The sequence below is a fragment of the Streptomyces sp. NPDC000941 genome, from assembly GCF_053599555.1.
Genome location: NZ_JBSFMM010000104.1, coordinates 1 through 22,587, shown reverse-complemented (window position 1 = coordinate 22,587; position 22,587 = coordinate 1). Strand labels below are relative to the sequence as shown.

Here is a 22,587-nt window from a genome sequence, read left to right as displayed (position 1 = left end):
ACCCGCGCGCCTGGGCAGCTGAGATCGCCGAGCTCGATGGATTCGCGTCAGCCCAACGAGTCAGTGAGGCTTTTCGGCCGCATGTCCGCCCAGTGCTCCTCGATGTACTCCTGACACGCCCGGTGACTGTCCGCCGGGTGCGCGACCTCCCATCCGGCGGGCACGTCGATGAAGGTGGGCCAGAGGGAGTGCTGGCCCTCTTCGTTGACCAGCACCAGAAAGGTGCCGTTCTCGCTGTCCTCGAAGGGGTTCGACATCAGTTCTTCTCGCTCTCTTGGGTACGGGACTGCTGACGGACTGACGTCCGGAGCCGCTCCTCGATGATGGGGACGAGCCGGCCGAGGGCGGCCGGAGTCATGATCGTGTGGTGCTTGTAGCCGACCAGGTGGTAGTCGATCTCGCCGTCGACATGGTCCCGCCACATGTCCTCGGTGAGGATGGGGGCGTCCTTGTCGGCCGCGGCGAAGACGAGCATGTCGGTGGCGACCCGCTCATGCTGATAGGTGGCGGCCAGGCGACCGTTGTGCCGTATCAGCCGCATCATCGCCATCACGTCCTCCTCGGACAGGCTGCCCAGCGCCGTGCGGGTGGTCCTTGCCACCTCGGTGAACTGCTGGTAGGTGAGGGACTCGCCCGGAATCTCGTCGGGGGCGACACCGAGCAGTTCCAGCATCCCCGCGTAGATCCTCCCGGTGTCCTCGAACACTTCGCTCTCCTCCGGCGTCAACTTTCGTGCGGGCTCGCCGTCCAACGAGACGATCAGCCCGACTCTTTCGCCAACCTCTTGGAGCTGGGCCGCCATGGCGTGGCACACGATGCCGCCGAAGGAATGCCCCAGCAGGCGGTAGGGGCCGGTCGGCTGTATCTTCCTCATCTCCGCGATGCAGTCCGCCGCCACTTCCTCAATGGTCTGCCGGAGTTCCTGGGGGTGCAGTAGCGCATGCGACTGCAATCCGTAGACCGGGAAATCGGTGCCCAGGTGCGGCAGCAGGTTGGCGTAGCTCCAGCAGTTTCCCCCGCCCGGGTGCACGCAGAACAGCGGCGGCAGACTCCCTCCGGTGCGTAGCGGAAGAAGCACGGCGAGCGCGTTGTCGTCACCCGTTTCGGCAGTGAGTGTCCGGCCGAGCTTGGCGATGGTGGGATTGGCGAAGAGCGCCCTGAGCGGTACCTCGATTCCGAGGGTGGCCCGGATGCCGTCGACGAGTTTGGTGGCGAGCAGGGAGTGGCCGCCGAGGTCGAAGAAGCTGTCGTCTATGGTGACGTGGGGGTGTCCAAGGGTTTCCGCGTAGAGAGTGCACAGAATCTCTTCGTGCGGTGTTCGGGGCGGGCGACCCTCGGTGAAACGGGTGGGGCGCGGTGCCGGGAGCGCGCGGTGGTTGATCTTTCCGTTGTCGGTGAGCGGGATCTCCGTGATCGGGATGATGGCGGCCGGGATCAGGTGCTGCGGAAGCAGCGTACTGAGGTGATCGCGGGCCGTACCGGCGATGCGGGTCGTGGCGTGGGAGTTTGCCGGGGTGTTGGCCAACGCACGTGGCGGGACGGACGGGTTGTAGGTGTGCGTGTGGGCCTCGCCGGTCCCGTCCGCGGGGATGAGGACGGCGTCGAAGGTGTCGAGGCTGTGGGCGTTCCAGGTGGTGAGGGCCTGGTAGCCGTGGTCCCGGGCCCACTGGTGGACGGCCTCGGGGTCGATCGCCGCGGGGCCGGCGGCGGGATGGGCGAGGAGACGACGGATGTGCTCGATCGGCGCGTGGCGCGCGGTGGCCTGGAGGGCTGCCGTCTCTCCGGTGAGACGGCCGTTGGGGATATCGGTGATACGTATGCGGCCGTGGTGGGCGGTGGTGAGACGGTTGAGATCGGAGTCGAGGTGGTCGGGGTCGGAGTTCTGGTCGGCCCAGGGGTGGTTGGGGATGGTGGCGAGATCAGTGGGGTCGGGGGTGGTGTGGATGATGGCGTCGTAGCGGTGGCGGGTGAGTTCATTGTGCGCGGTGCCGCGCTTGAGACGGATGTCGACACCAGTGGCGTGGGGGCTCCGCCGGACGTAGTCGGTGAAATAGGCCGGATGGAGGAGGAGTTCCTCCTCGGCGAGCAGGGTGCGCTGGACGGCGTCGTACAGCGCCGAGGTCGTGGTGATGGTGGTTTGTGGAGCGTGGACGGCGGTGCGGAGGGTGGGGAGGAGGGCGTGGTGGCGGATGTCGCCGATGATGAGGCGGCCGCCGGGGACCAGGTGGCGGAGCGCCTGGTCGAGGACGTCGGTGAGGTAGTGGTGGGTGGGGAAGTACTGGACGACGGAGTTGAGGATGATGGTGTCGAAATGGCTGGCGGGGATGGAGGAGAAGTCGTGAGCGGGCTGATGGCGGACGTGCACGTGGTCCCAGTGGCGGGTCTGCCCGGCCAGACGGTCGACGGACGCGGCGGAGAGGTCGGTGGCCCAGTAGGAGTCGACGGCCGGGGCGAGCGGGCCGAGGAGGAGCCCCGAGCCGGCGCCGATCTCGAGGACGTTCCGCGGCTGCTGCTCACGGATGAGCTCGAGGATGGCGTCCCGCCACTCTTCCATTGCCTCCAGAGGGACGGGCTCGCCCGTATAGGAACTGTTCCAGCCGTGGAAGTCGGCACCAAGGGGAACATGCGTGGGCTCGTCGTACACCGAGTCGTAGATGGCGCGCCATTCGCTGACGTGCTCATCGTTGGTGACGTCGTCGATGGTCGGCACGACATAGGCAATGAGTTGCCGGTCACCGCCGTCAGTGGCGTGCGTCGTGACGAGGGCCTGGCTGATGCCGGGCTGGGTGGTGAGCGCGGCCTGGATTTCGCCGGGTTCGATACGGAAGCCACGGATCTTGATCTGGTCGTCGGTGCGGCCGAGGTATTCGAGCTGGTCTTCTCGGTTCCAGCGGGCGAGGTCACCGGTGCGGTACATGCGTGAGCCCGGAGGACCGTACGGGTCGGCTATGAAACGCGCGGCGGTGAGGCCGGGCCGGTTGAGGTAGCCACGAGCGAGGCTGGGACCGGCGACGTACAGCTCACCCGGTACTCCGGGCGGAACGAGACCGAGACGGTCGTCAAGGACGTACAGCCGCGTGCCGGTGACAGGAGTCCCGATGGGCGCGCGGTCAGCGGAGAGGGGATCACTGGTGGAAGCACAGACAGTGGCCTCGGTCGGGCCATAGGCATTGATGAGCCGCCGCCCAGGAGCCCAGCGTCGGGCAAGACCGGGCGAGCAGGCCTCACCGGCCACCGTCAGCACCCGCAGCTCGGCAACCGCCCGCGGAGCATCCGCGGGCAGCGTCTCGACAACGGACGGCGGAAGGGTGGCATGTGTAATGCCCTGCTCGACGAGCGTACGGGCGAGCTCCTCACCGGCAAGGCGCCCCTGTGCGGGAACGACCAGCGTGCAACCGGTGGTCAACGCCATCACAAGCTCCCACACCGCCGCATCAAAACTGGGCGAGGCGAACTGAAGAACACGCGACCCGGGAAGCAGATCGAAACGAGCGAGATGAGTCGCCCGCAGACCGGCGATACCGGAATGCGTAACCGAAACACCCTTCGGCCACCCCGTAGAACCCGAGGTATAGATCACGTACGCGGTGTGGGCCGGGTCGAGCCGCGCACCACGCTCGGCGTCGGTGGGGTCGGTGATCTTCGCCGTCCCCGACCCCGCTCGGAACTCCGGCCCGTCCACGGCCACCAGCCGGGTGGGCAGACCGTCCGGCATATCCCGCAGCACGCCTTCGGAGGTCAGGATCAGCGCCGGGTTCGCATCGGTGACGATATAGGCGATGCGTTCGGCCGGATACTCCGGGTCCACCGGCAGGTAAGCCGCACCTGCTTTGAGGATGCCCAGGACGACGGCCACTTGCTCCGTCGAGCGCGGCATGGCCACACCCACCAGCCGCTCCGCCCCGACTCCCTGACCCATCAGCCAGTGCGCGACCCGGTTCGCCCGCGCGTTCAACTCCCCATAGGACCAACTGGTCCGCCCATCGACGACGGCCGCTGCAGTCGGGGTCGACCGCGCCATGTTTTGGAACAGATCAGGAAGCGTGGCTTCCCGGACGACCTCGCCGCCGTGTCCCCCCGAGGCCAGCAGCCGTTCTCGTTCCGTCCCCGTGAGGAGGTCGATGTCACCGATGTGTCGTTCGGGGTTGAGCACGACCGCGTGCAGGAGCCGTTCCCACCGTGCCATGAACGCCCTGATGGTCCCGGCGTCGAAGAGGTCGGTGGAGTACTCCACACCGATCGTCATGCCCGCGGGTTCGGTCCGCTCCCCGAAGGTCTCGGACAGACTCAGCAACAGGTCGTAGCGGGAGGTACCGGTGCCGACCTCCTCCGTGCGGATCCGCAGCCCGGGCAGGTCGAAGCGGGCTTCCGCGTTGTTCTGCAGGACCAGCGCCACCTGGAAGAGGGGATGGTGGGAGGCGGAGCGCTGCGGATTGAGCTTTTCCACCAGCGTCTCGAAAGGGATGTCCTGATGGGTGTACGCGGCCAGACTCGTCTCCCGCACCCGCCCCAGCAACTCCGCGAACGTCGGATCACCGGACGTGTCCATACGCAGCACCAGCGTATTGACGAACAGCCCCACCAGATCCGCCAAGCCGTCATCCGTACGCCCCGCGACACCACAGCCCACCGGAATGTCCGTCCCCGCCCCCAGACGCGTCAACAACGCAGCCAGCGCCGCCTGCAGCACCATGTAAGCCGTGGCACCCGAAGACCGGGCCACCTCCAGCACACCACCATGCAACTCGCTGCCGAACCCGAACTCCAGGAAGTCACCGGCGTAGGAGATCACCGCCGGCCGCGCCCGGTCGGCAGGGACCGTCACATGCTCGGGAACATCAGCCAGCTGCCGGGCCCAGTAGCCATACTGCACACTGAAACGACTGTCCCGATCCGCCTCATCTCCCAGCAGCTCCCGCTGCCACAACGTGTAATCCCCGTACTGCACCGGCAGCGGCGCCCATCCCGGCTCCCTCCCCTCACCACGCGCGCCATAAGCGGTCGCCAGATCCCGACCCAGCGGACCAAGGGACCAGCCGTCCCCCGCGATGTGATGCACCACCAGGACCAGCACCGCCTCACCAGGACCAACGCCGAACAACCAAGCCCGTACAGGCACCTCCGACGCCAGATCAAACGCGTAACGCGCCACCTCGTTCAGAGCCTCCTGCAACTCCTGGCTCTCCACCTGCCGTGTCACCAGGCCGATCCGCGCCTGCTCCGGGTCCAGGATGTGCTGGTACGGCTTTCCGCCGGCCACCGGGATGACGATCCGGAGTGTTTCATGACGGGCCACGACATCATTGAGAGCCGCCTCCAGCGCCTCCCGGTCGAGCTCACCGCTCAGCCGCAGCGCGAACGGCATGTTGTACGTCGCCGAGGGCCCTTCGAGCCGGTGCAAGAACCACAGGCGCTGCTGAGCGAAAGACAGCGGAAGCCGATCCGGACGGACCGCACGACGCACCGGAACCTGGACACCCGCCCCGCCATCGAGATGCGGAACCAGCTCAGCCACGGTCGGATGAGCGAAAAGAGCGCGAAGTGACACTTCAACGCCCAGGGCCGTCCGGATCCGACTGGCGAGCTTGGTGGCCAGAAGGGAATGGCCGCCCAGATCGAAGAAGCTGTCGTCGATGGTCACCTGGCCGATCCCCAGGACCTCGGCATACAGCCCGCACAGAATCTCCTCCCGCGGCGACCGCGGAGCCCGACCCTCCGTGTTCACCACAACACCGGGCATCGGCAGAGCACGGTGGTCCAGCTTTCCGTTCGGAGTCAGCGGCACCTCATCGATGACCACCACAGCGGACGGAACCATATACGACGGCAACCGCCCCCGAAGCGACGCCCGCACACGCGCCACCGACAACACATCGGACTCGGCCGGCACCACATACGCAACCAGCCGTACGTCATCGCCTTCGCTGCGGTGCGTGGTGACGATGGCTTGGGCGATGCCGGGTTGGGCGGTGAGCGCGGCCTGGATCTCCCCGGGCTCCACACGGAATCCCCGGATCTTGATCTGGTCGTCGATGCGCCCGAGATAACCCAGCCGGCCGTCCCGGCCCCACCGCACCAGGTCGCCGGTCCGGTACATCCGTGAGCCCGGAGGACCGTACGGGTCGGCGACGAAGCGCGTGGCCGTCAGCCCCGGGCGGCCGAGATACCCGCGAGCCAGGCCGGGGCCTGCGATGTACAGCTCTCCGGGGGAGCCCGGGGGAACCAGCCGGAGGCGCTCATCGAGCACATACAGCCGGGTGTCCGGGACCGGTGTGCCGATGGGGACCTGCGGCGTCGGGAAGAGCCGCCCCACCGTCGCCGCGCAGGTGATTTCGGTCGGGCCGTAGGCGTTCATCACACGGCGGCCGGGTGCCCACCGGGCGACGAGGTCGGGCGGGCATGCTTCACCCGCGACCGTCAGGACCCGCAGCGCGGTGAGAGACCGGGAGGCGTCGGCGGGAAGTGTGCCCACCACGGAGGGCGGCATCGTGGCGTGGGTGATGTGCCGCTCGGCGAGGGTACGGGCCAACTCCTCGCCGGCGAGACGTGGTTCAGTGGGGAGGACCAGGGTGCTCCCGGTGGTGAGGGCCATCACGAGGTCCCACACCGCCACGTCGAAGCTGGCAGAGGCGAACTGCAGCACGCGCGCGCCCGGCCCCGGAGTGAAACCCTGGACCTGGCCGGCCCGGAGGCCTGCGATGCCACTGTGGGTGACCGAGACCCCCTTCGGCCGACCGGTGGAACCGGAGGTGTAGATCACGTACGCGGTGTGGGCCGGGTCGAGCCGCGCACCACGTTCGGCGTCGGTGGGGTCGGTGATCTTCGCCGTCCCCGACGCCGCTCGGAACTCCGGCGCATCGAGGGCCACCAGCCGGGTGGGCAGGCCGTCCGGCATATCCCGCAGCACGCCTTCGGTGGTCAGGATCAGCGCGGGGTTCGCATCTTGGGCGATATAGGCGATGCGCTCGGCCGGATACTCCGGGTCCACCGGCAGATAAGCCGCACCCGCTTTGAGAATGCCCAGGACGACGGCCACTTGTTCCACCGAGCGCGGTATGGCCACACCCACCACTTGGGCGAGGCCCACACCCTGGTCGATCAGCCAGTGCGCGACCCGGTTCGCCCGCGCGTTCAGCTCACCGTAGGACCAGGAGTGCTCGGCCGACTCCACAGCCGGGGCGTCAGGCACCGCCTCCACCTGGGCGCGGAACAGCTCGGGCAGCGTGCGCGGTGCGACGGCCTGACCGCCCCGGCCGTACTCCAGCAGGAGCCGGTCCCGCTCGGCCCGGGTGAGCAGATCGAGCTCGCCGATGCGCCGACTCGGATCGGACACCAGCGCGCGCAGCAGTCGCTGCCAGCGGGCGATGAACGACTCGATCGTCTCGGCGTCGAAGAGTTCGGTCGAGTACTCCACGAGTCCGCTGATCCCGGCGGGCGAGCCATGCGCCTCGTAGGCCTCGCCGAGACTCACGGTCACGTCGACCCGGGACACCCCGGTGCCGACGTCCTCGAGCACGGCGTGCACACCGGGCAGAGCGAACGAGCTGTCCATACCGCTCTGCAGCGCCAGCATGACTTGGAACAGCGGATGGTGGGAGGTCGAGCGCTGTGGATTGAGCTTCTCCACCAGGGTCTCGAAGGGGATGTCCTGGTGGGTGTACGCGGCCAGACTGGTCTCCCGCACCTGCGCGAGGAGCTCCGAGAACGTGGGATCGCCGGAGGTGTCCATACGCAGGACCAGGGTGTTGACGAAGAAGCCGACGAGGTCGTTGAGGCTGTCGTCGGTACGTCCGGCGATCGGTGTGCCGATGGGAATGTCGGTACCCGCGCCCAGCCGGGTCAGCAGCGCTGCCAGAGCCGCCTGCAGGATCATGTGCGTGGTCGTCCCGGATGAACGCGCCAACGTGGTGATCTCACGGTGGATCTCCGCGTCGAGTGCGAGCGGCATGGCCTCACCGGAGTACGAGGTGACGGCCGGCCGCGGACGGTCGGCGACCACGCTGACCTGCTCGGGTAGGTCGGCCAACTGCTCGGCCCAGTAGGCATACTGCCTTTCGAAGAGGCTCTCCGGGTCGCCGTCCTCGCCGAGGAGCGCGCGCTGCCACAGGGTGTAGTCCGCGTACTGCACCGGCAGTGGCTCCCAGACGGGCGCGGTGCCCTCACGACGCGCGGCGTAGGCGGTGGCCAGGTCCCGGCCGAGCGGGGCGATGGACCAGCCATCGCCTGCGATGTGATGCAGGACGAGCATCAAGACGGCCTGGTCGGGGGCTATGACGAACAGCCAGGCCCGGAGAGGGATCTCCGTGGCCAGATCGAAGTGGTGGCGCGCGGCGTCACGGAGCGCCTCGTCGAGCCGGTCCGTGTCGAGGTGCACCGTGCTGAGCCGGCCGTACGACTGGTCCGTGGCCAGGACGTGCTGGCAGGGCCCGTCGTCGCTCTCGGGGAAGATGGTTCGAAGGGTCTCGTGCCGGGTGATGACGTCATCCAGCGCCGCTTCCAGCGCCCGGCGGTCGACATGCCCGGTCAGCCGGTACCCATACGGCATGTTGTAGGTGGCGGACGGGCCTTCGAGTTTATGCAGGAACCACAGACGCTGCTGGGCGAAGGAGAGCGGGAGCCGCTCGGGCCGCGCCACCGGCACCAGGGGCACCCCGGTGGGCTGCGCGCCATCGAGGTGCGGATCCAGCCGGGCGATGGTGGGGTGAGCGAAGAGGGCGCGAAGCGGCAGTTCGACACCGAGGACGGAGCGGATCCGGCTGATCAGCTTGGTGGCCAGGAGCGAGTGGCCCCCCAGGTCGAAGAAGCTGTCGTCGATGGTGACGGGCGAGTGCAGACCGAGGGTCTCGGCGAAGAGCGAGCACAAGATCTCCTCGCGGGGGGAACGAGGGGGCCGACCGTCCCCACCGGATACCCGCTCGGGCGCGGGGAGTGCCTTGAAGTTGATCTTTCCGTTCGGCGTGAGCGGGATCTCCGAGATGGGGATCAACGCGGACGGGACGAGATGGCCTGGTAGCCGCTCCTTCAGGCTCCGCTGGACCATGGCGACGATGGCGGTGGTCGCTGCCGGGTTGGCGGGGGCGTTGGCCAAGGCGGGTGGTGGGACCGACGGGTTGTAGGTGTGCGTGTAGGCGTCGCTGGTGTGGGTGGGTGGGATGAGGACGGCGTCGAAGGTGTCGAGATTGCGGGCGTTCCAGGTGGTGAGGGCCTGGTAGCCGTGGTGCCTGGCCCACTGGTGGACGGCCTCGGGGTCGATCGCCGCGGGGGTGGCGGTGGCGTGGGTAAGGAGGTGACGGATGTGTTCCAGGGAGGCGTTGTCAGCGGTGGCGTGGAGGGCGGCGGTCTCGGCGACGAGCCGCCGGTTGGGGATGTTCGTGAGTCGGATAGGGGTGTCGCAGTGGGTGGTGGTGAGGTGGGTCAGTGTGGTGTCGAGGTGGTCGGGGTCGGGGTTGTGGTCGGTCCAGGGGTGAGTGGGGATGGCGGTGAGGTCGGTGGGGTGGGGAGTGGTGTGGATGACGGCGTCGTAGCGGTGGCGGGTGAGTTCGTTGTGTGCGGTGCCGTGTTTGAGGCGGATGTCGACACCGGTGACATGGCCCTGCTCTTGCGCGTAGTGGGTGAAGAAGGCGGGAGCGACCAGTAGTTCTTCTTCGGTGAGGAGGGAACGCTGGACGGCGTCGTACAGCGCCGAGGTGGTGGTGATGGCGCTTTGTGGCGCGTGGATGGCGGTGCGGAGGGTGGGGAGGAGAGTGTGGTGGCGGATGTCGCCGATGATGAGGCGGCCGCCGGGGGCCAGGTGGCCGAGGGCTTGGTCGAGGACGTCGGTGAGGTAGTGGTGGGTGGGGAAGTATTGGATGACGGAGTTGAGGATGATGGTGTCGAAGTGGTGGGTGGGGATGCCGGAGAAGTCGTGGGCGGGCTGGTGGCGGATGTGTACGTGGTTCCAGCGGTGGGTTTGTTCGGTGAGACGGCCGACGGAGGTGGCGGAGAGGTCGGTGGCCCAGTACGAGTCGACGGTGGGGGCGAGCGGGCCGAGGAGGAGTCCTGAGCCGGCGCCGATTTCGAGGATGTTGCGTGGTTGGTGTTCGCGGACGAGTTCGACGGTGGCGTCTCGCCACTGCGTCATCTCGTCCAGGGGGATGGGTTCGCCTGTGTAGGAGCTGCTCCAGCCGTGGAAGTCGGCACCGAGGGGGACAAGGGTCGGCTCGTCGTACACCGAGTCGTAAATGGCCTGCCACTCGGCGACATGGTTCCAGCTGGTGTCGTCGTCGCCGGCCGGGACGATGTAGGCGATGAGTTGCTGGTCGTGGTTGTCGGTGTGGTGTGTGGTGACGATGGCTTGGGCGATGGCGGGGTGGGTGGTGAGTGCTGTTTGGATTTCGCCGGGTTCGATGCGGTAGCCGCGGATTTTGATTTGGTCGTCGGTGCGGCCGAGGTATTCGAGTTGGCCGTCACGGCCCCAGCGGACGAGGTCTCCGGTGCGGTACATGCGGGAGCCGGGCGTGCCGTGGGGGTTGGCTATGAAGCGGGTGGCGGTGACATGGGGTCGGTTGAGGTAGCCGCGGGCGAGGCTGGGGCCGGCGATGTAGAGCTCTCCCGGTATGCCGGGCGGCGTGGGGTTGAGGTGATGGTCGAGGACGTAGAGCTGTGTGTTGGTGACGGGGGTGCCGATGGGGGCGTGGTCGGCAGTGAGGGGAAGGCTGGTGGAGGCGCAGACGGTGGTTTCGGTGGGCCCGTAGGCGTTGATGAGTCGCCGGCCTGGTGCCCAGCGTCGGGCGAGTCCGGATGGGCAGGCTTCACCGGCGATGGTCAGTACTCGCAGGCCGGTCAGGGTCTGTGGTGCGTTCGCGGGGAGGGTCTGGAGGACGGACGGTGGAAGGGTGGCGTGTGTGATGCGGTGTTCGGTGAGGGTGCGGGCGAGTTCTTCTCCGGCGAGGCGTTGTTGTGCGGGGATGACCAGCGTTGCGCCGGTGGTCAGTGCCATGACCAGCTCCCACACGGCTGCGTCGAAGCTGGGCGAGGCGAACTGGAGAACTCGTGAGTCGGGGGTCAGGTCGAAGCGGGCGAGGTGAGTGGTGCGCAGGCCGGCGATGCCGGTGTGGGTGACCGAGACGCCTTTAGGCCGGCCGGTGGAACCGGAGGTGTAGATGACATAGGCGGGATGGGCCGGGGCAAGCGACGCGGCACGATCGGCATCCGTGAGATCGGAGGACGGGCAGCGCTCCCACACCGCCGGAAGCTCCCCTGCATCAAAGGACATGATGCCTGCGGACAACTCTTGTGGGAGGCCACGGACCGTGGCCCGGGTGGTGAGGATGAGCGCGGGGTTCGCGTCGGTAACGATATAGGCGATGCGCTCGGCCGGGTACTCCGGGTCGATGGGCAGATAGGCCGCACCCGCCTTGAGGATGCCCAGAACGACGGCCACTTGCTCGGTGGAGCGCGGCATGGCCACACCGACCAGCTGCTCGGGCCCGACCCCTTGGCCGATCAGCCAGTGGGCGACCCGGTTCGCGCGCGCGTTCAACTCACCGTAGGACCAGGTGGCCCGTGCGTCGGTGACGGCAGGTGCGGTCGGGATCGACCGCACCACGTCCTGGAACAGATCAGGAAGCGAGGCCTCCCGTACGACCTCGGCGTCGCGTCTCCCCGCGACCAGTAGCCACTCTCGTTCCGCCGTGGTGAGGAGGTCGATGTCGCCGATGCGCAGTGCGGGGTTGGTCACGATCGCGTGCAGGAGGCGTTCCCACCGTGCCATGAACGAGGTGATGGTTTCCGGGTCGAAGAGATCGGTGGAGTACTCGGCGGCGATCGTCATGCCCGCGGGGTCGGTCCGCCCCCGGAAGGTCTCGGAGAGGCTGAGGAGCAGGTCGTAGCGGGAGGTACCAGTGGTGGCCCGCTCGGTGTGTATCTGGAGGCCTGGCAGGTCGAAGTGGACTTCCGCGTTGTTCTGCAGGACCAGAGCGACCTGGAAGAGGGGGTGGTGGGAGGTGGAGCGCTGTGGGTTGAGCTTCTCCACCAGCGTCTCGAAAGGGATGTCCTGGTGGGTGTAGGCGGCCAGACTGGTCTCCCGCACCCGGCCCAGCAGCTCCGCGAACGTCGGATCGCCCGAGGTGTCCGTACGCAGCACGAGCGTGTTCACGAACAGCCCCACCAGATCGGCCAGGCTGTCATCCGTACGCCCCGCCACACCGCTGCCGACGGGGATGTCGGTGCCCACCCCCAGCCGGGTCAGCAGCGCCGCCAGCGCAGCCTGCAGCACCATGTAAGCCGTGGCCCCCGAAGAGCGGGCCACCTCGATGACGCCACGGTGCAGTTCGCTGTCGAAGGTGAACTCCGCGAGGTCACCGGCATAGGAGATGACCGCGGGGCGCGACCGGTCCTCGGGGACGGTGACATGCTCCGGAAGAGCGGCGAGCTGCCGGGCCCAGTAGGCGTACTGCCTGCTGAAGCGGCTGTCCGGGTCGGCGCTGTCGCCGAGCAGGTCGCGTTGCCAGAGGGTGTAATCGGCGTACTGCACAGGCAGTGGCGCCCAGTCGGGCGCGGCGCCTTCGCGGCGCGCGGCGTAGGCGGTGGCCAGATCGCGGGCGAGCGGGGCGATGGACCAACCATCCCCGGCGATGTGATGCACGACCAGGACCAGCACCGCCTGGCCGGGACAGGGGCTGAACAACCAGGCTCGTACGGGCACCTCCGTCGCCAGATCGAAGGTGTGGCGGGCGACCTCGGCGACGGCTTCGTTCAGCTCCTTCTCGTCGACGTCGCGTGCCGACACGGCGACATGGGCCTCGGCCGGGTCCAGGATGTGCTGGTACGGCTTTCCGTCGGCCACTGGGATGATGGTGCGCAGGGTTTCGTGGCGGGTGATGACGTCGTTGAGCGCCGCTTCCAGTGCTCGGTGGTCGAGTTCGCCGGTGAGTCGCAGAGCGAAGGGCATGTTGTAGGTGGCGGACGGCCCTTCGAGCTTGTGCAGGAACCACAGACGTTGCTGAGCGGAGGAGAGCGGCAGTCGCGCGGGGCGGTCGGTGGGACGTACGGGGGCTTGGGTGTTTGCCGCGCCGTCGAGGTGTGGAGTTAGCCCGGCGATGGTCGGGTGAGCGAAGAGAGCGCGAAGTGACACTTCAACGCCCAGGACGGTGCGGATGCGGCTGGCGAGCTTGGTGGCCAGAAGTGAATGGCCGCCCAGGTCGAAGAAGTCGTCGTCAATGGTCACCTGGCTGATCCCGAGGCTTTCGGCGTACAGCCCGCACAGGATCTCTTCCCGCGGTGTGCGTGGAGCCCGTCCCTCCGCGTTCGCCAGGATGTCGGGTACCGGCAGAGCGCGGTGGTCCAGCTTGCCGTTCGGAGTCAGCGGTACCTTGTCGATGGCCACCACGGCGGACGGGACCATGTACGACGGCAACCGCTCCTGAAGCGCGGCCCGCACACCCGCCACCGAGAACACACCGGGCTCCGATGGCACGACGTAGGCGATGAGTTGCTGGTCGTGGCTGTCGGTGTGGTGTGTGGTGACGATGGCTTGGGCGATGGCGGGGTGGGTGGTGAGTGCTGTTCGGATTTCGCCGGGTTCGATGCGGAAGCCGCGGATTTTGATTTGGCCGTCGGTGCGGCCGAGGTATTCGAGTTGGCCGTCACGGCCCCAGCGCACCAGGTCTCCGGTGCGGTACATGCGGGAGCCGGGTGGGCCGTAGGGGTCGGCGGTGAAGCGGGTGGCGGTGATGCCGGGCTGGTGTAGATAGCCGCGGGCGAGGCCTGGGCCCGCTACGTAGAGTTCGCCAGGGATTCCGGGGGGAACCAGTCGCAGGGTGTGGTCGAGGACGTGGAGGCGGGTGTGGGGGAGCGGGGTGCCGATGGGGACTTGGCCGGTGGTCAGGGGTCGGCTGATGGTGGCGGCGACGGTGATCTCGGTGGGGCCGTAGGCGTTGATCAGGCGTCGGCCGGGTGCCCATCGGGCGACGAGTTCGGGGGGACATGCTTCGGCGCCGACGATGAGGGTGTGCAGGTCGGTGAGGTTCTTGGGGGCGTTCTCGGGGAGGGTGGCGACCACTGACGGGGTGATGAGCGTGTGGGTGATGTGGTGTTGGGCGAGTGTGCGGGCGAGTTCGTCGCCTGCGAGGCGTGGTTGGTCGGGGATGATCAGGGTGGCGCCGGCGTGGATGGCCATCAGGTATTCGAGGACGGAGGCGTCGAAGCTGACGGACGACAGTTGCAGTACCCGGCTGTCGGCCGTGGTGCGGGCGCGCCTGGTCAGGGCTTCCCCAAGGGCGGCGAGTCCGGTGTGGGTGAGGGTGACGCCTTTGGGCCGGCCGGTGGAGCCGGAGGTGTAGATGACGTAGGCCGCGTGTGGGAGGGCGAGTGGTGTGGTGCGGTCCTCGTCGGTGGGGTTGGTGTCCGTCGTCTGGGCCCAGGCTGTCCGGACGTGTGGTTCGTCGACCGAGACGAGGGGCGAGGGCAGGTCTGTGGGGAGGGCTTTCGCTGTGGCCCGGTTGGAGAGGATGAGAGTGGGGCTGGTGTCGGTGGTGATGAAGGTGATGCGCTGGGCAGGGTAGTCGGGGTCGATGGGCAGGTAGGCCGCGCCCGCTTTGAGGATGCCGAGAACCACGGCGACTTGCTCGGCGGAGCGGGGCATGGCCACACCGACCAGCTGCTCGGGCCCGATCCCCTGTCCGATCAGCCAGTGCGCGATCCGGTTCGCCCGTACATTCAACTCCTCGTAGGACCAGACGGCCCGCCCGTCGGCGACAGCATCGGTCCGGGGATGTTCGCGAACCTGGTCCTCGAAGAGCGCGGGCAGGGTCGTCGTGGGGATACCGTCGCCGCTCGACTCCCCCCAGGCCAGAACACGCTGCCGGTCCTCCTCAACCAGCAGATCCACGTCACCGATGTGCTGACCCGGATCGGACACCACCGCGTCCAGCAGGCGCTCCCAGCGGGCAACGAACGCCTCGATCGTCTCGGCGTCGAAGAGAGCGGTGGAGTATTCCACCTGAATCGCCATGCCGGCCGGAGCACCGGCGATCCCCTTGCGCTCCGTCACGCTGAGGAAGAGGTCGAACCGAGCGCTCCCCGTGGCCACCAGTTCGGGCCGTAGCCGCAGCCCGGGCAGGTCGAACGCGGACTCGTCGTTGTTCTGCAGGACCAGGGCGACCTGGAAGAGGGGGTGATGGGAGGTGGAGCGCTGTGGGTTGAGCTTCTCCACCAGAGCCTCGAAAGGAATGTCCTGGTGGGTGTAGGCGGCCAGGCTGGTCTCCCGCACCCGGCCCAGCAGCTCCGCGAACGTCGGATCGCCCGACGTGTCGCTGCGCAGCACAAGCGTGTTCACGAACAGCCCCACCAGATCGGCCAAGCTGTCATCCGTACGCCCCGCCACACCGGTGCCGACGGGAATGTCCGCTCCGGCCCCCAGCCGGCTCAGCAGCGCCGCCATCGCCGCCTGCAGCACCATGTGCACGGTGGCCCCGGATGACAGGGCGAGTTCGGCGACACGCTGATGCAGCTCGGCGCCGAAGGTGAACTCCGTCGTGTCGCCGGTGTAGGAGACCACGGCGGGCCGTGGGCGGTCGCCCGGGATGGTGATCTGTTCGGGCAGATCGGCCAGTTGCTCGGCCCAGTAGGCGTACTGCCTGCTGAAGCGGCTGTCCGGGTCGGCGCTGTCGCCGAGCAGGTCGCGCTGCCAGAGGGTGTAGTCGGCGTACTGCACCGGCAGCGGCGCCCAGTCGGGCGCGGCGCCCTCGCGGCGCGCGGCGTAGGCGGTGGCCAGATCCCGGCCGAGCGGGGCGATGGACCAGCCGTCACACGCGATGTGGTGCAGCACCAGAACGAGCACGGACTCGGTGGGGCCGAGGAGGAACAGCCGGGCCCGGAACGGAATCTCCGTCGCCAGCTCGAAGGACTGGCGGATGACCCCGTCGATCGCGGCGGTGAGCTCCGCCTCGCCGATCTCCAGCGCCTGGACCGCGGCAGGTGTCCGGGCGGCTTCCAGGATCAGCTGACGCGGCTGACCGTCAACCATGGGGAACACCGTGCGGAGCGCTTCGTGGCGTGCGATGACGTCATTGAGCGCCGCCTCCAGCGCTCGATGGTCGAGCTCACCGGTCAGCCGGAGAACGAACGGCATGTTGTACGTGGCCGACGGCCCTTCCATCTTGTGCAGAAACCACAGACGCTGCTGGGCGAAGGACAACGGCAGCGTCTCGGACCGTGCAAGCGGAACCAGCGGGGCCTGGGCCCGGGCCGCGCCGTCGAGGTGCGGCGCCAGCGCGGCGACGGTCGGATGGGCGAAGACGGTCCTCAGCGGGACCTCGACACCGAGGGTGGCCCGGATGCGGCTGAGGAGCTTGGTCGCGAGGAGGGAGTGGCCGCCCAGATCGAAGAAGCTGTCGTCGATCGTCACCTCCGTCGCACCGAGGACCTCGGCATACAGCGCGCAGAGGGTCTTCTCCCGCAGCGAGTGCGGGGCCCGCCCGTCGCTGCCGCCGGACATCCGCCCGGGGGCGGGCAGCGCACGGTGGTCGACCTTGCCGTTCGGGGTGAGCGGTATTTCGTCGAGGACGACGAACGCGGACGGGACCATGTGCCCCGGTAGCCGTCCGCGGAGCGCCGCGCGTACCTCTGGGACGGCGACCGTGCCGACGCCGGACGGCACGACGTACGCGACGAGCCGCTGATCGTCGTCCGCGACCCGACGGGCCACCACTACGGCCTGCGAGATGGCGGACTGTGCGGTGAGCGCGGACTGGATCTCGCCGGGCTCGATCCGGAAGCCACGGATCTTGATCTGGTCGTCGCTGCGCCCCAGGTATTCCAGCTGGCCGTCGGCGCCCCACCGCACCACGTCGCCGGTGCGGTACATACGAGAGCCCGGTGCCCCGTAAGGGTTCGCGACGAAACGCGCTGCGGTGAGACCGGGACGGTCGAGGTAGCCGCGGGCGAGAGCGGGCCCCGCGACGTACAGCTCCCCAGGGGTACCGGCGGGCACCGGCCTGAGGCGGTCGTCGAGCACATGGAGGTCGATGTGCGGGAACGGGAGGCCGATGGGGGTGCGGCGGGCGGTGAGGGGGCGACTGGCGGTGACGATCACCGTGGTCTCGGTCGGACCGTAGACATTGAGGAAGCGGCGGCCGGGTGCCCACTGGGCGACGAGGCCGGGAGGGCATGCTTCGGCGCCGACCAGCAGGGTCCGCAGGCCGGTCAGGGTATTGGGGGAGTACGGCGGCAGGGTGGCCACCACCGAGGGAGGGATGAAGGCGTGGCTGATGCGGTGGTGGGCGAGGACATCGGCGAGTTCCTCACCGGCGAGGCGCGGCTGATCAGGGATGACCAGAGTGGCGCCCGCGTGGATCGCCATCAGATATTCGAGGAAAGAGGCGTCGAAGCTGATGGAGGCCAGTTGCAGAACACGGCCGGTGGAGGGAGTGCCGGCGTGACGGGTAAGGGCCTCGCCGACTCCGACCAGGCCGGTATGCGTGACGACGACGCCCTTGGGGTGGCCGGTGGAGCCGGAGGTGTAGATCACATACGCAGGATGTGCCGGATCGAGCCGCGAGATCCGGTCCACGTCGGTGGGATCGCTGGACGGGCCGCTTTCCCACGCTGCCCGGAGGTCGGGAGCGTCGACGCGAACGAGTTCTGCGGCCGAATCCGCGGGCAGCTGCCCGACCGAGTCCCTGGCGGTGAGGACAAGGGCGGGGCGGCAGTCCTCAAGGGTGTACCTGACGCGTTCGTCCGGATGGCCGGGGTCGATGGGCAGGTAGGTACCGCCGGCCTTCATGATCCCGAGCATGATCGCCAACTGCTCCGCAGAGCGGGACATGATCACACCGACCACCTGTCCCGGCCCGATCCCCCGGCCGATCAGCCAGTGCGCGATCCGATTGGCCCGCGTGTTCAACTCGCCGTACGACCAGGAGCGCGTCCCCGACTCCACGGCCGGTGCGGTCGGCGCCGTGGCAGCCCGCGCCTCGAACAGAGCGGGCAGCGTGGAGGGGTGGGACTCCCCGGAGGAGAAAGCGGCAAGGGAAGGATCACGAAGGTCGGTCACGAAAGCTCCAGAGGCTTATCAGCGAGGGAGACGGGTGGCAGACGGCTCGGGCGAGCAGGTCCCGCCCCGGCATCGCGCGCGGGCGACGCGTGACTAGACGACGCGGCGCGGCGGCTTGGAGAACGGGCAGGGTTGCGAGAAGAACTCGCGCCGCTCCTGCACATCACGGAAGTTCGCCTGAGTCGAGGCACCCGTGGCGGCCAGCAGTGTCCCGTCGGAGGAGTCAGGACCGTCGAGATAGTCCGCCAGCGGCCCGGCGGCGCTCTTCGGGACCTGCGTGCCGTCGTCGAGACGGGCCATGGCGTCGGACGTGGCCGCGTTGTCCCGCATCTTGCGTACGGTCCGGATGGCGTCCGGCGCGCCCGTCAGCGACTTGGTCTCCATGCCACCGAGGTTGTTGCGCGGCAGATGAAGGTGCATGTCGCGCCAGGCGAAGATGAACACCTGTAGGTTCACGCCGTGCCGTGCCAGGCGTGGCAGGAGCGGGTGGTCGCAACCCTCCTCCGGGAGCTGCGCGAGCTGCGCGGCGAACTGCTCGTACAGGTCCGTGAACAGGTGGAACCGCATGCTGATGGAGTGGCTGCCGCTGGTCAGACCGAGGTTCTCACGGATCTGGTGGTAGTCGTGGGTGCTGAGGTTGTCGACGATCGGCGGAAGGCACACCTCGACCGGGTCGAAGAGTTCGGCGGCACCGTCCAAGGCGTCGACAGCGAGGGCGATGTCTCCCTTTCGGGCATTGAGGATCGCGGCCTCGATGCGGTCGTTGATCTCCCGTACGAGGAGCTCGGGGATCTGGTGAAGGGCGCGGAACTGAGTGAAGTAGGTGTCGCCGGTGAGGTGGTGCTCATGGACCGCGTGGCGCAGGTGGTCGGTGGCGAGCAGTCTTGCGGGCTCGACTCCCGGAGCCGGGTGAGCAGCCTGGGCGAGATTCGCGCTCCATACGCGGGCATCGTGGTTGGCGACGCGAACGCAGTGCAGGACACCGAACCAGGCGTCCTCCAGCCCGCGTTCGGCGATGATCCCGTCAACATCGAGCAGGCCCTGCTCGGCGAGCTGGTTCAGCTGCCGGTCGAAGCGATGGAGCGCCGGGAGGAATTCGGCGAAGGCGGGAGTCGCCTCGACGTCCCAGCGTGGCGCGTTGTGGTGCCGGTCGCCGCTGATGCGCAGCGCGGCAACGCTGAGGCGGACCAGGACGCGGTGGAAGCTTCTGACCCAGTGGAGGTTGGCGACGCAGCGGTCGACGTCCTGCGCTTGGAGATGGCCGGTGGCGCGGTCGAGAAGGTCGGTCAGGTTGTAGAGAGCTATCTCGGCGGACTGGTAGAGCCCGACGAGCAGTGCCTCCGTCGTCGTCGGCTCCACCGTCGTCTCCCGGCGGGCATTCTCAATGGAGCCGAGGCTCTGCAGAGCGTGGTAGTGCTCGGCGATAACGCCCCGATCGTTGTGTGCCGCAGGACGCTCGGCGGCATGTTTGAGTGACAAGAGATTTCCCCTGTAGTGAAGAACTGGTAGGTGAACGTCTTCGTGCTCGGACAGGGGGAGGTGCGGTGCCGGCTCCGGAACCCACCATTCACATCGGACCAGACCGCCGGGTGGCCGGACGCCGAATCCACGAACAGCCCGATGCACCGATGGCTTTCCGATGCGGGCTCATGCACCCATTTATCACGGCCCGCTAAAGCAATGCTTTCAGGTTTGATTCCGATCAACCGTCCCCGTGTCTTTGCTGCGACTACTGGTGCATAGTCAGGTATACCTGACCCAGGTGTCGCTCGAGTGTCGCCAGCCTCGTGCAGCACGGGCATCGAGTGGTATAGGTAATATTGCGTATCGACAACGGGGGAAGCCGTGTCAACTATGTCTGGGAGTGACTATGAACGTATGCTCGATCTTGCTATAGCGGCTCTTAACGAGCAGGAGCCTCGGCGATTATGGCCGCCGGTCATACGGGAGTTACTGAGCGCCTGCGGGGGTCGGTTCCTCGCCTTCAAATCCGACAATCGGACGAACAGTGAAAGTGCGGTGCGTCTTTGGATGACGGACGGGGCGGCCGACCACCGCCTCGATCGGGGCTTACGCAAGAGGATCAGCCGCTGCTGGCCCATGGCGGACCATTACGGGACGTCCGCTGACAGGACGCCTCGGACCGCTTCCCAGATCGTCGGCGACAGAGAATGGCGCAGCAGCGAAACGGCGGAACTGATACGGGATGCCCTCGGCGCGGACCATCTGCTGTGCATTCCGCTGCCTGCTGCATCCAGGCCGGTCAGAGGTTTTCTGATCTACCGTGCGGGATCCCCGTTCACCGAAACTCAGCTCGCCTATGCTCAGCGAGTACAGCCCCTTCTCGCGGGCGTGGACAAGCAGGACCAACTGTTGCGTCGTTGGCATGCGGACGAAGCGAAACCGCCCCCGGGGAGCCGACAGGTCGACCGTGGCCCGGATCCCACAGCAGGAACGCCTGACAGCGCCCTGACCCCGCGGCAGGTGAGCGTGCTGCTCCTGCTCGCCGACGCGCTGACCGCCGCGGCCATCGGCCGCCGCCTCGGTATTTCCATACGCACCGTCCAGAAGCATATCGAGAGCATCTACCGGAAGCTCGGAACCAGCGATCGTGTGGCAACCGTGCTGCGTGCGCAGGAATACGGCCTGATTCCCGTGAAGGCGGAACGATGACCCCGGCGGCGTCAGTTTCAGGATTCATGGGCCAGCGTATAATTTTCGTTGTATCGGGCGCCGAACTGGAGGAATTGAGCACCTGTCGGGCCGGGCGTTGGCGAGGTGCTGGAGCTGCGCGGTTGGGCCTTGAACAAGCACTGGTTCGGTTACGGCCTGACGGCCACGGCAGATGGTCCCGATGCCGGACGGCCGCGGCGCCTCCCATCCGGTGACGACCGCCAGACGCTGCGGCCACCCGTCATCGGCGACCGGCTGGGCGGTCGCGGAGTCCGCGCTCGGTACGGCCCTGGCCAGCGGTTATGAGGGGACCGTCGACCTGTTCGGGGCGGACAGCTTCGACGGTTATGTGGATCTGCTGGTGCCGGGCGCCTTGGGGTAGATCTTGTCGGATGAGGCCTGGACATGCCGAGGTACGCCGACCGCGCTTGCGAGGTGTCCGAGGACGCCGGCCGTGCCGTAGAAAGGACCTGTCGGGGCCGTGGTGAACGGCTGAGGCCGGATGCCCGGCCCAGGGCGGAGGTCTGCTCGTCGGTGTGTCGTGCCAGGCAGCGGCGGAAGGAGCATCGGGGAGACGCCCTGGACGGTCGAGCAGTCGCTGAAGCGCCTCGCCGACGACATCGGGCTGAGCGTGTCCACGGTGAAGAACACGAGGTGGATGGCCTCGCGCTGGCCGAAGGAACACCGGCAGCCGACGGTCGCCTCCTATACGGTCAGTCACGGCGATGCACTCGTTGGCCCAGGAGCAGGAGGTCGCTGCGGCGGTGACCACCGACTTCCTGAAGCGTCCGCAGGTCGCGGCCAAAGTGTCGGTGGAGGACAAGGTCCGGGCGGTGGAGGAATTCACCCGCGATGAGGCGGTCGCAGGGACGGCCGCAACGAGCCAGTTGCGCCGTCCGGACGTCGCGTTCAAGGCGATGAGCGACGACACGGCCCGATTCCACGCTGACCATGCCCAGAACGAACGCAGTCGCCAAGCCCGCGAGGACTTCGACCACACCAGCCCGGCCGCCCCCGCGGTCCGGCACATCGAGCGGAGCATGGAGCTCTTGGACCTGGTCACGACCTTCCACTCGTTCGTCGCGGCGGCCGGGCGGATCGTTCCCGGCCTGCGCAACCACCCCTTCAACGACGAGCTGGCCCGTCTACTGAAGGGCCAATAGACATGCCCCGTCCCTCACGGCGACAGGGCGATGCAGCCAGACATCACGCGGACACTCTCCGGTTCGTGCTGTTCGAGGCCAGACCCGCCGGCCTTGATTTCCCTCAGCTGGTACGCGCCAGCGACCTGCCCCCCAGCCAGGCCCGGTCCGGCCTCGCCGCGCTGAAGGACCAGGCCGCGGAGAACGGATGGCCCCCGCTGACCTGGAGCAGGCAGTCAGGCTACCGACTCGGCGCAGAACGGGCCGCTGACCTGCGGTGTCCGGGAGGGTGGGGGCCGGTCGCCGATGTAGACCTCGCGCTGCATCTCCAGGTCGATCCCGACCACCAGCAGGTCGTCCAGTATCGGATACTCCTCTCAACTGGCCCGAATGCACTGAGAGTGTCAGGAGCTTGCGACACCGGCGTAAGTCCCGAGGATGCCCTCGTAGATGTAGAGCCGCGATTGTCCCGGCGGGATGACGTAGCAGGAGCTGTCGGGTGAAGGGTGTCAATATCCCGATCAGGCCGCTGAGCTGGGTGTTTCTTGTGGATGGAGAAGTCGTTGGGGTGGCGTGGTGTGGTACTCGTTGAGCAGGCCGCCGAGTAGCTGTCGCCGTCGGACTACGGCAGCGGGCAGGAGGGTGACGCTCGGGTGGTCGTCTGGGGTGCGTAGGTCGAGGCTGCGGTGGGCCCGTCCGGTGTTGTAGTGCTCGGCGTACGTGGTGAGGACGGCACGG

6 protein-coding genes and 2 pseudogenes are annotated in these 22,587 nt (G+C 67.9%); 4 read left to right on the top strand and 4 right to left on the bottom strand.

The window, feature by feature from the left end; genetic code table 11:
* Positions 1-47: 47 nt before the first annotated feature.
* The 3 genes from ACWDSL_RS29495 to ACWDSL_RS29485 all read right to left on the bottom strand — a co-directional run bounded on the left by ACWDSL_RS29495 (position 48) and on the right by ACWDSL_RS29485 (position 19,513).
* Positions 48-257 carry an MbtH family protein gene (locus tag ACWDSL_RS29495; protein ID WP_450490491.1) on the bottom strand — a complete coding sequence of 70 codons (210 nt, stop codon included), beginning with the start codon at positions 255-257 and terminating at the stop codon, positions 48-50.
* Positions 257-18,034 (bottom strand): amino acid adenylation domain-containing protein, encoded by a 17,778-nt coding sequence (locus ACWDSL_RS29490; protein ID WP_450490489.1) that lies wholly within the window; start codon positions 18,032-18,034, stop codon positions 257-259. Before ACWDSL_RS29490 ends, ACWDSL_RS29495 begins: the two co-directional genes overlap by 1 nt.
* 93 nt (positions 18,035-18,127) lie before the next feature.
* Positions 18,128-19,513 carry a hypothetical protein gene (locus tag ACWDSL_RS29485; protein ID WP_450490487.1) on the bottom strand — a complete coding sequence of 462 codons (1,386 nt, stop codon included), beginning with the start codon at positions 19,511-19,513 and terminating at the stop codon, positions 18,128-18,130.
* 621 nt (positions 19,514-20,134) lie between these two features.
* Between ACWDSL_RS29485 and ACWDSL_RS29480 the strand changes: the two genes are divergently transcribed.
* The 4 genes and pseudogenes from ACWDSL_RS29480 to ACWDSL_RS29465 all read left to right on the top strand — a co-directional run.
* On the top strand, positions 20,135-20,707 hold the full coding sequence (locus tag ACWDSL_RS29480; RefSeq protein ID WP_450490485.1) for a LuxR C-terminal-related transcriptional regulator: 573 nt from the start codon (positions 20,135-20,137) through the stop codon (positions 20,705-20,707).
* 181 nt (positions 20,708-20,888) lie between these two features.
* Positions 20,889-21,089: a hypothetical protein gene (locus tag ACWDSL_RS29475; protein WP_450490483.1), complete on the top strand. Its 201-nt coding sequence runs from the start codon at positions 20,889-20,891 to the stop codon at positions 21,087-21,089.
* Positions 21,090-21,432: 343 nt separating this feature from the next.
* A complete protein-coding gene (locus tag ACWDSL_RS29470; RefSeq protein ID WP_450490481.1) occupies positions 21,433-21,870 on the top strand; it encodes a DUF6192 family protein in 438 nt (145 codons plus the stop codon).
* Between the two features lie 2 nt (positions 21,871-21,872).
* Positions 21,873-22,118 (top strand): annotated as a pseudogene (locus ACWDSL_RS29465) (RacP protein); the annotation flags it as partial.
* A gap of 252 nt (positions 22,119-22,370) precedes the next feature.
* Here ACWDSL_RS29465 and ACWDSL_RS29460 read toward each other — a convergent pair.
* A pseudogene (locus ACWDSL_RS29460) lies at positions 22,371-22,587 on the bottom strand (integrase core domain-containing protein); the annotation flags it as partial.